Raw genomic sequence first — 12,796 nt, 5'->3', positions numbered from 1 at the left:
GAGTCCACGTATTCGCAGTCCTCGAGGGCCACGGGGGCGTGTCCGGGCGGCCAGTAGCACGCCTGCCCCGCCTCGTAGACCTCCTCACCGTCCTTCGTCACCATCTTCAGCCAGCCTTTGATCATGTGACCCCTATGAGGGCACTGACAGAGATCATCGGTCAGCCCTGGGCTGGCTGCAGATCCGTCCCCTGAGGCAGTTGTACGAAGGCCACGGACAGGTCTCCGCCGACCGCTCGCGTACGGAGTTCGACGCCTCCGCCCTCGATTGCGACTGGCGTGTCCTGCCGGGTTGTCCCTGTCATTGCTGCCTCGCTTCGTTCGTGGAGCGGCAGTTTGCCTCGCTTTTCAGGCTGGCCCCGGAAAGGTCACCGAGCGCGCCGTGACCGTCGTCGCCGTCGGAGTCTGAGACGACCGTGGCGGTGGCGTTGGTGCGGTTTTGCGGGGCGAAGTCCGAGGAGGCATCGCTGACGCGGTCCCTCGCGCGCAAGGCGTACCTCAGGAGCTGGCGCCGCTGACGCCGGGGGCGACGAAGCGCCGGTGCAGGGGGTAGAACTTCGGCTCGGGGTCGCTTTGCACGCCCAGTTCGCCCTTGAGTACGGGGGCGATCCTGGCCTGGATGAACCGGTTGAAGTGGTCCTCAGACTCCCAGATGTCCATCACGTTGAGGCCGCCGTGGACGAACCATGCGGCGTGCAGCACGCACCCGTCCGGTGCGTCTTCTTCCCAGCGCACCTTCTTGCGCACCGCGTCGTACACGTCGGGTGTGATCTCGGGCCAGGAAAAGGTCATCACGACTGCCATGGAGTTTCCTTTCGCCGCCTGGACGCGCCGCGTCCGGACGGCCCGCGGCATAGCACTGCGAAGCTAAGCCGCTGGTATCGCCGGTGCACTCCGGGGCGTCCATCCGAGAAGGGTCAGTGTCCGCGGGCAAAACGGGCCACCACTCTGGCCGAGCCGTCCAGTGCCTCCTGGCGCGGCCGGACACCGCGCCCGCGGCGATGATGTGGCGCCTCGAGCCGGTGATCGGGCGCAGCGGAGCCGACCGCTACCTCTCGCTCTCGGGGTCCTCGCCCAGGTTTTGGGCACAGGCGCTCTGCAGTCAGGTAGTAGCCGGTCAGGACCGGCTGCTCGAAGTAGCGGTTGAGCTGGCTCAGTGTCTGCCCGTACATCTGCAGTCAGGTGCGGTTGAGAAAGGCGGAGAGCGCTGCGGCGACGCCCGCGATAGTGGCGACGAAGACCTTGGTCTGGCCGTTGCCGAAGTACAGGCCGGCGGCGAAGCAGCCCACGATCACCAGCAGGCCCAATCCCATGGCCCGTTGCGAGGACCGGAAAGAACGGTCGGGCTTGATCGGTGGCGATCCGGTGGTATTCGTCGATCTGGGACTGGTTGAGTTCCAGGAGCGTGGCCAGGGGCGTGACGGTCTTGAGGTCCGCGAGCTTCTGCGCGTCGATTTCCTTCTGCAACTCGGCTGCCTCTTCAGGCGCCTGTAACTGAAGATCCTCCAGGCGGATCTGTTTGACCAGCAGGTAGATCGAGATCCCCGAGACCGCGGTCACTGTGACGCCCATCAGGATCCACAGCCATAGCGGCACCGCGGCCACGCCCCCTTGGCCGATGCCCCAAACACCACGACCGCAATGATCACCAAAGGAGAAAGGGACGGCTGGGAGCCTGGTCGACGGTAGTGGCCACTGGCTATGCGTGCGCTCGGCAAGGAACCACCTGGACTTCTGCGTACGGCGCCACCCGCCGCGCAGTGATCAGTTCAACCGGGTGAGTGTGGCAGCCCGCCATCTCCCCGCTCAGCATCTGACCAGCCAACTACGGCCGCACAGAGGCTTACCCGCTGGACCGTTTGTGGTGGCGGCGGGCCCGCGCACGACGTCGCAGCCAGTCGCCGGTTTCTCCGATCGTGACCAGCAGAGCGGCTGACGCGGCGCACGGGGGAAGCTGTGCGGGCTGGCCGAGGGGCCTGCTCAGCAGCCATAGCGTGAGGGTGAGGACCGCCCACCAGGCGAGGACCGACAGGGCTGCGCGCCACCGGCGCGACGTCGTCTTCACGGTGCGTGCCGAGCGTACTGGACGGCGGTGCGTAGGGCGGTGGCGGCGGCGAGCAGCCAGAGGATCTTGCCCCAGGCTGGTGTGGTGAGGATGAGGGCCACGGTGGCCAGTACGCAGATCAACAGCCATACCGCTGCGGTCGCCCGTCGATGGTGGGTGCTCGCGGGTGTCATGCGCTGCTGCCTGGGGTGCGCTGGTAGATGTCGGGGATGCCGTCGGCGTCCTCGTCGATGTTCTCTTCCTCGTACAGGCGGCGGTAGACGGTGTTCCTGCGGCGCAGGAGCAGGGCTGCCAGCAGGGCTGCGGTCAGGGAGGCGATGAGGACGGCGGCTTTGACGGCGTCGCCGGTGGCGGTGCCGGGGAAAGCGAGTTCGCCGATGAGCAGGGCGACGGTGAAGCCGATTCCGGCCAGGGTGGCGAGGCCGAAGACGTCGGCCCAGTCGAGTTCGGGGTTGAGCTGGGCGCGGGTGAAGCGGGCGGCCAGGTAGGTGCCGGCGAAGATGCCGAGGATCTTGCCCGCGAACAGGCCGATGACCACGCCGAGGGGCTCGGGGGTGGTGAACACCTTGCCCAGCGCGTCGCCGGAGACGCTGACCCCGGCGGCGAACAGCGCGAACAGCGGCACACAGATCCCGGCGGACAGCGGATGCAGCAGATGCCGGGTGTGTGTTCCGGCCGAAGCCTGCTCGCCTTCGTCGCGGGTGGTGCGCAGGATCAGGCCCATGGCGACGCCGGCGACGGTGGCGTGGATGCCGCCGTTGTACATCAGCGCCCACACCGTCACGCCGAGCGGTAGGTACCACCACCAGCCGCGCACCCGCAGCCGCTGCAGCAGGTAGAAGACGACCAGCCCGGCCAGCGCCCCGGCAAGGGCCCAGTAGTTGAGGTCGGAGGTGAAGAAGAGGGCGATGATCAGGATCGCGCCGAGGTCGTCGACGACCGCGCACGTCGGCACTGCCGGGACCACGAACGGCTGCCGCAGGTCAGTGAAACGCTCGTCACCTGGGCGTCCATCACGCTGATGACCCGCCTCCGGCCCCGTCACCCGACACGACGACGGGGCTGCAGGCTCCCGGTTGCGGCCACCGCCTGACGCCTCACCACACTCGCCTCCGTCCCCATCATTCGACGGTCTTGCTCGACCGGGACCATGCCAGGCGTCTGAGTGCCCGCCACAACCGGCTCGGCCGTCGGGGACGCCGGGCGTCTGCCGGAGACTCTGTGAAATCCGGTAATGCAGCAACGACGTAGGTCTCCCCCAGGACGGCGAGCGCAAGACCGTGCGGGGGGCGGGGGTCCGGCCTGGACGCATAGCAATCTGTCATGGAGCCAGCCTCGCCAGCAGTGTGCTGAGGCGTCCAACACCTGTTTCTCCTGCGTTTAGGCAATTCCGTTGTGAATCAAGTCGAGTTGGTGAGAATGGAGGCGTGCGCCATGACATCAATCCCAGGCTGTTGCGCGCGTTCGTGGCCGTCGCGGAGGAACTCCACTTCACCCGGGCCGCCGCCCGGCTGTTCGTCGCCCAGCAGGCGCTCAGCCGGGACATCCGGCGCTTGGAGCAGGCGTGGGGCAGGGCCTTGTTCGACCGGGACACCCGGCACGTCGCCCTTACCCCCGAGGGGGACCGCCTGCTGCCCATCGTGCGCCGCGTCCTGTCCGCCCATGCACAGCTGAGCGAGGAACTGGACCACACACGGGTTTCCGGAAATGCTCGCCCCTTGATCGTGGATGTCGCCCTCCACGGTTCCACCGGTCCTCCAGTACTGGCAGCGGCCCGTGAAGCAGCTCCCGACCTGGAATTCGTCCCCCGGTTCCACAGCGGCCTGGCGCGAGCAGCGGCTGAGATAGCGGACGGTCGGCTCGATGTCTCATTCGGCCGCATCGCCGGGCTGCCGCCAACTGTCCGCGACGATCTCGAACACCAACTGATCCGCTACGACCAGCTGGCCGTTCACCTGCCTCCTGACCATCGGCTGACTGCCTTGCCACAGGTGCCGCTGGCAGCGCTGGCAGGCGAAACCGTCTACGCCGCCGCAGGCAATGAAGACACCACCGAGTGGACGGACTACGCGCGCACCCTGTTCGCGGGCCGCGGCATCAAGCTGGCACCGCCCTTCCCGAAGATCGAGGGTGAGGTTGAATTCAGACGAGTCATGGACAAGCACAGCTGGTCTGTTCTGGCCAACATCAACTTTTCCGACGTTCCTGAGATGGCCCTGCGCCCGTTGATCGACCCGGTGCCCCTCGCCCCCGTCTCCATGGTCTGGCGCCGTGGCCTGCGCCACCCGGGAGTGAGCGCTCTGATCGACGCCGCTCAAGCCCTCGGCACAGCTAAGGGGTGGCTCGAACGCCCCACAGACTCCTGGCTCCCCGACGTTGACATCGCCATCACAACAGACCGAAACAGTCTTCAGGCAGATTAGCGGCCGTCGAAAATGTGAAACAGGTGCTGCACCCCGACCTAGGCCTCCTGGGCGAACCCGATCGAGGTGCACTTCGGACCCCTGAGGCAGTTCACCATCGCCAACTCCCACCACCCCAACCACATCGTGCATACCCGGGCCCTGTACGCCTACCTGCGGTGGCGCAACGCCAACGCTCGCCACCGCGACGTCTTGGCCGCCGAACGCAAAGAACGTGCCCGCATCCGAAGCGAGAAAGGCATCCGCTGGAGCGGACGCCCACTCAAAACCGTAGCTTGATCCAACCCGGCGAACCTATGCGGTCACAGGGCTAGGGGGCGTCCGACCCAGCCGCTTGAACGCATCGTTTAAAACGATCCGTTGACAATGATTCATGAACTGCCTCATCCTCTTCTTATGCCGTCGACTCCTGAACAGCACACCGACCCGTTCACGCCCCCACAGCCGGAGCAGGCGCGAGTGCGCCGCGTCTACGCGTCCCTGTTTCGCATCGCCGAGCGACACGCGACTACCGACGAGCAACGCCACCGACAGGTTCATCCCTCGGTCATCGGGCCTCACGAAGCCGTCAGACTCGTGTCGTTCCTGCTCAGTGGGGCCGCACAGCTCGACGACGCTGAGCCGGAGGTGGACCACGGCGACATCACCGCTGCGTTGAGCCTCGTCCCGCTGGTTCGCGGAGAGATGGACGAACTGGAAACCGGACTCCTCCAGATGGCACGTGGCCGCGGCATGACCTGGCAAGAGATCGCCTTCGGCCTCGGGCTTGGCTCTCCGCAAGCGGCCAGACAGCGATACGAACGACTGGCCAGCCGCGCCGCGCCCGACGCGGAGGGCCCGGAGTAGGAAGGGTCCGCCCCGGATTGCTCGCCAGACAGGGGCCGGGCATCTGGGGGCTGCGGCGCTCGAGCACGCGCCGACGCGGCCGGCGCCTTCGGGGCGGGTGAGGGTCCCGAGCCGATCTGATTACCCATCAGTAAAGTCAGCAAGAGGTCAGCATGAGTCCTGAGGCGCCCTGCGGAAGCTCCCCGAACATGCGACTCGCTGCGGAGTGCGGGATGCAGGGTCCGACTCGCTGAAGCTCAGGTCAAGACACTGATCAGAGTCTCGGAGCGCGTCGGGACGACTCCTGCTCGCTTCGGATCGATCCCGTATGCCCCCCTGCTCACTCCACTGCACATTCCTTTGGAAAATGCCAAAGCGTTCACCTGCACCGAGCACACACCGTAGTGTCGTGCTCACGTTCGCGGGAACGGCCGTTCAGGGAGGGGGATTCGGCGTGCCCGGAATTGACGAGAGTCTGCTGGAGGCCATGCGGCTGCCCGGCGCGCGAGGGGCATCGGTGGTCGACTGGATCAGTGGTCTCGCCTTGGGCGCGGTGGGTGACGCACCGGGCGGCGACCTGGAGGCAACGGCCGCGGAGACCGCCGAATTCGCCCGCCTCGCCACGGAGAGCACTGTCCTCGCGCCGGCCGACGGGGAGGCGGGCGGGGCGTCCGGCAAGGAACCACCCGTACAGGATCTGATCATCACGAACGCCGACTCGTACCACCTGCTCAGGTTCGTCACCACGACCTTCGACAGCACGGTGTTCCTGCACTTATGGCTCGACCGAAGCGACGGCAACCTGGCCCTGGCCCGCATCCGGCTGGCTGAGATGGCGGACCGACTGGTGCTCGGATGACCACGACGATCCGCACCTCACGCACGGACGAACCGGCCTCGGCCCTGCTCGGCACTCTTGCCGAGCAGGGCGCGAGCGGCGCCCTGTCCACCGAGTCCGGCATCGTCTATTTGGCTTCCGGACACGTCGTCCACGTCGAATCCGCTGTCACACCCGCCCTCGGCGACCTGCTCACCCACAGCGGTGCGCTCGCCCCGGACGGCTGGTGGGCCGCGATCGACCAGGCAGGCCGCCGCTGCGGGGTCGGCCGGCAACTGGTCGACAGCGGCCACCTCGCCGCCGGCGCGCTGGAACTGTGTCACCTGGGCGCCCTGTTCGACGCGGCGTACTTCGTCCTCGCCCACGACGGACCGGCGCTCCGCTTCCGCCCCGGAGTCGCACACTGGCTCGGCGCGGTCCGTTCCGTACCGGTCGACGCCGTCCTGCGCGAGTCGAGACGCCGCCGCGAACTGCTGCACCGCATATGGCCCGAACCCTGCGTCGACCTCGCCCCGCTCGCCCGGGTGCCCGACACCGCCCCCTCGGACCTGCCGGCCCGCCGCAGTCGCACCCTCGCCCAGGTCGACGGCGTCCGCACCGCCGCCCAGATCGCCATGGCCCTCGCCTGCCGCACCTTCCATACGCTCGTGGAACTCCGCCGCTTGGCCGCCGCCGGGATGGTCGTCCCCGTAGCCACAGCCACAGCCCCAGCCCCCGCGTCCGCCGAGCCTGGCCCCGCCCCTCGTCCAGTTGCACCGGACGAGCCCGACACCGCACTGCTGCGACGGCTCCTGCACGCCTTGGAGGCACTGTGATCCGCGCGCGAAGACAGCGTGCCGAAAGGAGACAGCTCATGGCCGTCGAGACCGACGTCCTGGACGAACTACGTCGGCTCCGCACCCGTATCCCCCGGCTGACGGGCTCCCTCGCGGCCACCGTCGACGGACTCGTCCTCGCCCACGACGTGCCGGAGACCGAGCCTGAGGGACTCGCGGCGCTCACCGCCGCCGCCCTCGGTGTCGCGTACCGCATGACCGACGCCTCCGGCCGCGGCGACTTCCGCGAACTGCTGGTGCGCGGTTCCGGGGGCTACGTCGCGACCTACGCGGCCGGAACGACCGCCGTCCTCACCCTCCTCGCCGAGGACCGTGTCAACGTCGGTCGCCTCCACCTGGAGGGCCGTCGCAGCGGCGCCCGGATCGCGGACCTGGTCGCCACGCGCGTCGGCCCCGGCACCGGCCGCCACGCCGACCGGCCGGCGCTCGACGAGCACCTCGTCACAGCGCCCCCGGTCACGGCCCGCCCCATCGGCACCCTCCCGGTCCGCACCCCACAGCGGCCCACCCACCAGCCCCGTCCGCAGACCGGCACCTGAGCCGCCCGAACCACCCGCACCACCCGCACCTTCCGACCGACCGTCCGAAGTAAGACAGAACGAAAGGAACCGAGCGCATGGCCAATACGGAGACCGCGCTGAAGGAATGCCTGAGCTCCATCGAGGGAGCCACAGCCGCAGCCCTCGTCGACTACACCAGCGGCATGGCCCTCGGCACCCTCGGCGGCAGCAAGGAGTTCAACCTGGAGGTCGCCGCCGCCGGCAACACCGACGTCGTACGGTCCAAGCTGCGCACCATGGAACACCTGGGACTCAAGGAGGACATCGAGGACATCCTGATCACCCTGAACTCCCAGTACCACCTCATCCGCCTCCTCAAGGGGCGCGGCGGCAGCGGACTGTTCCTCTACCTCGTGCTCGACGGGAGCCGGGCCAACCTGGCGATGGCCCGCCACCAGCTCCGCCGGATCGAAGCCGACCTCGAGGTCTGAACCGGCACCACCCTGAACCGGCACGACCGGACGGGAGCCCTCCGCGAGGAACACGGCGCGGAGGGCCCCGGCCTGCCGTAGGGCGGGGTCTACCGTTGACACCATGACGGCACCACTTGACGTGCTGGTGGTGGGCGCGGGCCCGACCGGACTCGCGCTCGCGACGCAACTGCGCGCGTACGACACCCCGTTCCGGATCGTGGACCGTTCACTGGACCGTGCCCGGGAGTCACGCGCGCCGGCCATCCAGCCCCGGACCCTGGAAATGCTGGCCGGATTCGGCGTGACGGACGACTTGATCGAACGGGGCAGTACGGCGGTCCGGCTGCACCTGCATCTGCCCCGACGGGAGCTACAGGTGCCGGTGTTCGACGTCGGCTGCGAGGACACCCCGTACCCCTTCCTGCTCTTCCTCCCGCAGTCCGAGACGGAAGCCGTCCTGACGGCCCGGCTGGCCGCCCGGGACGTGACCGTGGAACGGGGCACGGAACTGGTGAGCACGGAGCGGGAGGGCGGGTACGTCAGCTGCCGGCTCCGGTGCCCGGACGGCAGTCAGGAGACCGTGCGGGCCCGCTATGTGGTCGGTTGCGACGGGGCGCACAGCACCGTGCGCACCCAGGCGGGCATCGCCTTCGAGGGACACGCCTATCCGCAGACGTTCTTCCTGGCCGACCTCGAGGTCGAAGGGCTGGAGCCCGGTGCCGCACATACGTACATGACCGCTGCCGGGATGCTGTTCTTCTTCCCGCTCGGCATGCCGGCCACCTGGCGGATGATCGCGATGCGCCCGCCGGGTCTCCCCGGGGGCGAGGTGACACTGAGCCTCCTTCAGCAGCTCGCCGACGACTGGACCACCGACCGCGCCGGGCACGACGACCACCGGCTGATCCTGCGCGATCCGGTCTGGATGACCGCCTTCCGCATCCACAACCGCGGCGCCACCCACTACCGCAACGGCCCGTTCTTCCTCGCCGGGGACGCCGCCCACATCCACAGTCCCGCCGGGGGACAGGGCATGAACACCGGAATCCAGGACGCGCTCAACCTGGGCTGGAAGCTTGCCCACGTCTGCCGGGGCGCGTCGCCCCAGGAGTTGCTGGAGACGTACGAGGCGGAGCGGGCCCCGGTCGGCCACGGCGTGCGCCGCCTCACCGACCGCGCGTTCACCCTCGGCACGAGCGGCAACCCGGCCCTCCGGCTCGCCCGCACCCATCTCGCCCCGCGTCTGGCCCCGCTGCTGCTGCGCACGACCCGTCCCCGCGCACGACTCTTCCGCACGGTCTCGGAACTCGGCATCCACTACCGCCGCGGACCTGCCTCCACCACCGGACCGCACCGACCACGACAGGGCCCCCGGGCGGGGGACCGGCTCCCCGATGTCCCACCCGGACTCCATCAGCACACCGCCGCACCGGGCTTCCACCTCCTGCTCGCCGACCCTGCCCACCTCTGGCCATCGGCTGTGCCGAAGGGCGGACGTCACGGCCTGCTCAGCGTGCACCACCTCGGTACGGACAGCCCTTGGCCGGACGTCACCCACGCCCTCGTTCGCCCCGACGGATATGTGGGTTACGTGGCGGGCGGCGACGACCTGACCGGTCTGCGCACCTATCTCGAGCGCTGGCTGCCGGGCCTGGCCCTCTAGGTCAGCGAAGATCGGCGAGCCACTCGATCAGGAGCCGATTCGTCTCGCCGGGCCGTTCCTGCTGCAGGAAGTGACCGCAGCCGTCCAGGATGTGAGAGGCCGTGAGGCCCGGCAGAGTGGTCGGGTACGCCTCGATCGCGTCGGCCAGCCAGGTCGTGGACGCGTCCAGGCTGCCGCCGATGAACAACGACGGCTGGGTGACGGGGGCGTCGGCGAAGCCGGCCAGGTCCTGCCAGTCCCGGTCCATGTTGCGGTAGCGGTTCAGGGCGCCGGTCATCCCCGTGCGTTCGAACTCTCCGGCGTACGCGTCGAGGTCGGCCTCGTCCAGCCAGTCCGGTGGCAGGCCGACGGGAAAGCGGTCGCGCAGCTTGCCGCCGCGGCCGACGAAGTGCGGATCGGGGGCGCCGGCTTCGGGCATCGTGCCGGCGGACAGGGCGGCGTAGAAGCCCGCGAGCCAGCCGCGCACGTCCGGCTCGATCTCGGCTTCGGCCCGGCCGGGCTCCTGGAAGTAGGAGACGTAGAACTCCTCGTCGCCGCCCATCCGGGCGAAGACCTCGCCGGGCCTCGGGCCGCCGGGCGGGGTGTAGGGCACGCTCAGGAGCCCCACCGCGCGGAACAGCTCGGGCCGGACCAGCGCGGAGGTCGCGGCGATGCTCGCACCCCAGTCGTGTCCGATGACCACCGCGGACCGCTCGCCCAGCGCCTCCACGACGGCGACGTTGTCCTCCACCAGTTCCAGCATCCGGTACGCGTCCACCGCCGCGGGCCGGGACGAGCGCCCGTAGCCGCGGACGTCGACGGCCACCGCGCGGTAGCCGGCGGCGGCCAGCGCCGGCAGCTGGTGACGCCACGCGTACCAGGACTCGGGGAACCCGTGCAGCAGCAGAACCAGCGGTCCGTCTCCCTGCTCCACGAGGTGCGTGCGACCGGCCGGTGAAGGCACCAGACGATGGGTCGGGCCGATGGCGGACGTCTGCGGCATGGATCCTCCCGGGGGCTACTCGGCTCCTCTGATCATGCTGCGCCCGGCGGGAAGAACGTGAGGCCTGTTGCCGGAACGGCAACAGGCCTCACGTTCACGCATCTCAACCGTGGTACGTGATGTACCCGTTGCCGTCCTTGTCGGAGCCACTCCTGGTGTACGAGTGCACGTCGGCACGGCTGCCGGACGGCTTGTACACGTAGATGGTGTCCTTGTCGTTGTTCCACATGAAGTTGCAGTTGTCGCGGTAGACGACGTTCTTCGTGTCGGAGTCGGACCCGTTGCCGCCGCGCAGCTTCACGTAGTCACCGGGCTGAAGGGTGTGGCTGGCGGTGAACGTGAACTTGTTCCCCGCGGCGTCCTTGACGACGTAGCCCTTGAGGTTCACGGTCGTCGACCGCGAGTAGTTCTCGATCGTCAGGTACTCCTCGTCGGTGTTCCCCGTCGAGCAGCGGTTCGAGTCGCGTCCCGGAGCGTCGTACTGGATGCCACGGATCTTCAGTGCGGAGCTGTACTCGGCGGCCTGGGCCGGAACCGCCGTCAGGGCGGTCAGGGCTCCGGCAACGGCCGCCGTGGTGGCGACAAGGCGTATGTGCATGGACGTTCGTCCCCCCTTGCAAGACCTTCTCGTGAAGGCCGTGTGATGGTTCGGTGAAGCATCCGGATCGTACACGCTTCAAGCACGCATAAGGGCGGGTCCGGTGACATTGCCACCGGACCCGCCCTACAGGCGTACAGGACGGGCGTCAGGCGCCGCTGGCCCGCAGCATGTCCTCGCGTTCGACGAGCTTCACGCGCTCGCGGCCTTCCGGCTCACCCAGCGCCTTCTCCGCGGCGTCCAGCTTGTACCAGCCCTCCCAGGTGGTGAAGCGGACGTTCCGCTCGGCCAGGAACGCGTCCACGGCCTCGGGGGCGGGGGTGGCGGGCGTCTGCAGCCGACCGTTCGCGTAGTCGTCCAGCAGGTTGGACACCGTCTCGTTGGCGTCGCCCTTGGTGTGCCCGATGAGACCCACGGGGCCGCGCCGGATCCAGCCGGTGACGTACGCGGACTGCAGGTGCTCGCCGGACTCCTGCATGACTCGCCCGCCCTCGTCGGGGACGGTGCCGGAGTCGATGTCCCAGGGCAGCTTGGGGAGTTTGTCGGACAGGTAGCCCACCGCGCGGTAGACCGCGCCGACGTCCCAGGTGTTGAAGGTGCCGGTGCCCTTGACGTTGCCCGTGCCGTCGAGCTCCGTGCGCTCGGTGCGCAGACCGACGACCTTGCCGTCCTCGCCGAGGACCTCGACCGGCGACTCGAAGAAGTGCAGGAAGAGTTTGTGGGGCCGGTCGCCGGCGTCGCGGATCGCCCAGTTCTCCAGGGTCTTGGCGACCATGTCGGCCTGCTTGTTGCCGCGCCGGGTGGCGATCGAGCCCTCGTCGTAGTCGATGTCCTCGGGGTCGACGATGACCTCGATGTTGGGGGAGTGGTCCAGCTCCCGCAGCTCCATCGGGCTGAACTTCGCCTGCGCCGGGCCGCGGCGGCCGAACACGTGGATCTCCTTGGCCCGGTTGGCCTTCAGACCCTCGTAGACGTTCGCCGGGATCTCCGTCGGCAGCAGTTCGTCCGCCGTCTTGGCCAGGACGCGCGCGATGTCCAGGGCGACGTTTCCGACGCCGAGCACGGCGACCTTCTCCGCCTCCAGCGGCCAGGTGCGCGGCACGTCAGGGTGGCCGTCGTACCAGGACACGAAGTCCGCGGCGCCGTACGAGCCGTCGAGCTCGATGCCAGGAAGGGGCAGCGCCCGGTCGGCCGTCGCGCCGGTGGCGAAGATCACACCGTCGTAGAAGGCGCGCAGGTCGTCCAGGCTGATGTCGGAGGGGTAGTCCACGTTGCCGAAGAGCCGGATCTGCGGCTTGTCGAGGACCTGGTGCAGGGCCGTGATGATGCCTTTGATCCGCGGGTGGTCGGGCGCCACGCCGTAGCGGATCAGTCCGAACGGCGCCGGCATGCGCTCGAAGATGTCGATGGACACACCGGGGTCGGCGGCCACCTCGGACTTGAGCAGGGCGTCGGCGGCGTAGATCCCGGCGGGGCCGGATCCGACGATGGCTACCCGCAGGGGGCGGGGCATGGTCAGGTTCCCTTCGAGCGGCGACAAGCGATCTCACCGGGAAGCCTAAACTAAGGCAAGCCTAAGTCGGTACGCGGGTCC

Annotated in this window: 13 protein-coding genes and 2 pseudogenes; 8 read left to right on the top strand and 7 right to left on the bottom strand. The window is 68.8% G+C overall.

From position 1 onward, the window contains the following. Window positions 1-497: 497 nt before the first annotated feature. From OG542_RS01485 to OG542_RS01470, 4 genes and pseudogenes are all read right to left on the bottom strand, one after another. The gene (locus OG542_RS01485) at window positions 498-803 is read right to left on the bottom strand and encodes a hypothetical protein (protein WP_328347521.1); all 306 of its coding nucleotides are present in this window, start codon (window positions 801-803) and stop codon (window positions 498-500) included. A 374-nt stretch (window positions 804-1,177) separates the two neighbouring features. Continuing rightward, the gene (locus OG542_RS01480; RefSeq protein WP_328407471.1) at window positions 1,178-1,312 is read right to left on the bottom strand and encodes a hypothetical protein; all 135 of its coding nucleotides are present in this window, start codon (window positions 1,310-1,312) and stop codon (window positions 1,178-1,180) included. A gap of 748 nt (window positions 1,313-2,060) precedes the next feature. Further along, a complete protein-coding gene (locus tag OG542_RS01475; protein ID WP_328407469.1) occupies window positions 2,061-2,237 on the bottom strand; it encodes a hypothetical protein in 177 nt (58 codons plus the stop codon). Further along, window positions 2,234-3,013, bottom strand: a pseudogene (locus tag OG542_RS01470) (Na+/H+ antiporter NhaA); the annotation flags it as partial. The pseudogene OG542_RS01470 and the gene OG542_RS01475, both read right to left, overlap by 4 nt. Window positions 3,014-3,491: 478 nt before the next feature. Between OG542_RS01470 and OG542_RS01465 the strand changes: the two are divergent. The 8 genes and pseudogenes from OG542_RS01465 (at window position 3,492) to OG542_RS01430 (ending at window position 9,622) form a co-directional block, all read left to right on the top strand. Further along, window positions 3,492-4,487, top strand: a complete 996-nt coding sequence (locus tag OG542_RS01465) for a LysR family transcriptional regulator (protein ID WP_328407467.1) — start codon at window positions 3,492-3,494, stop codon at window positions 4,485-4,487. 24 nt (window positions 4,488-4,511) lie between these two features. Beyond that, window positions 4,512-4,766, top strand: a pseudogene (locus OG542_RS01460) (IS630 family transposase); the annotation flags it as partial. Window positions 4,767-4,883: 117 nt separating this feature from the next. Then, window positions 4,884-5,333 (top strand): DNA-binding protein, encoded by a 450-nt coding sequence (locus OG542_RS01455; RefSeq protein WP_328407465.1) that lies wholly within the window; start codon window positions 4,884-4,886, stop codon window positions 5,331-5,333. Window positions 5,334-5,766: 433 nt separating this feature from the next. Continuing rightward, window positions 5,767-6,171, top strand: coding sequence for a hypothetical protein (locus OG542_RS01450; protein ID WP_193483131.1), 405 nt, complete (start codon window positions 5,767-5,769; stop codon window positions 6,169-6,171). Continuing rightward, on the top strand, window positions 6,168-6,965 hold the full coding sequence (locus OG542_RS01445; RefSeq protein WP_328407463.1) for a hypothetical protein: 798 nt from the start codon (window positions 6,168-6,170) through the stop codon (window positions 6,963-6,965). The genes OG542_RS01450 and OG542_RS01445 overlap by 4 nt, the downstream gene beginning before the upstream one ends. A 38-nt stretch (window positions 6,966-7,003) precedes the next feature. Continuing rightward, a complete protein-coding gene (locus tag OG542_RS01440) occupies window positions 7,004-7,525 on the top strand; it encodes a roadblock/LC7 domain-containing protein (protein WP_328407461.1) in 522 nt (173 codons plus the stop codon). A gap of 77 nt (window positions 7,526-7,602) precedes the next feature. Further along, on the top strand, window positions 7,603-7,977 hold the full coding sequence (locus OG542_RS01435; protein ID WP_193483134.1) for a roadblock/LC7 domain-containing protein: 375 nt from the start codon (window positions 7,603-7,605) through the stop codon (window positions 7,975-7,977). A gap of 103 nt (window positions 7,978-8,080) precedes the next feature. Further along, window positions 8,081-9,622, top strand: a complete 1,542-nt coding sequence (locus OG542_RS01430; RefSeq protein WP_328407459.1) for an FAD-dependent monooxygenase — start codon at window positions 8,081-8,083, stop codon at window positions 9,620-9,622. A gap of 1 nt (window position 9,623) precedes the next feature. On the opposite strand, the gene OG542_RS01425 is transcribed toward OG542_RS01430, so the two are convergent. The 3 genes from OG542_RS01425 to OG542_RS01415 form a co-directional block, all read right to left on the bottom strand. After that, complete coding sequence (locus OG542_RS01425; RefSeq protein ID WP_328407457.1) at window positions 9,624-10,604, bottom strand: alpha/beta fold hydrolase; 981 nt, start codon at window positions 10,602-10,604, stop codon at window positions 9,624-9,626. A 103-nt stretch (window positions 10,605-10,707) separates the two neighbouring features. Beyond that, complete coding sequence (locus OG542_RS01420) at window positions 10,708-11,202, bottom strand: lamin tail domain-containing protein (RefSeq protein ID WP_328407455.1); 495 nt, start codon at window positions 11,200-11,202, stop codon at window positions 10,708-10,710. 148 nt (window positions 11,203-11,350) lie between these two features. Beyond that, on the bottom strand, window positions 11,351-12,715 hold the full coding sequence (locus OG542_RS01415; protein WP_311129638.1) for an FAD-dependent oxidoreductase: 1,365 nt from the start codon (window positions 12,713-12,715) through the stop codon (window positions 11,351-11,353). Between the last annotated feature and the right edge of the window lie 81 nt (window positions 12,716-12,796).

The organism is Streptomyces violaceus, from assembly GCF_036014075.1.
GTDB classification, from domain to species: Bacteria; Actinomycetota; Actinomycetes; order Streptomycetales; family Streptomycetaceae; genus Streptomyces; species Streptomyces violaceus.
Note: the sequence above shows the minus strand (reverse complement) of the source record. Positions and strands in the feature narration are given on the sequence as shown.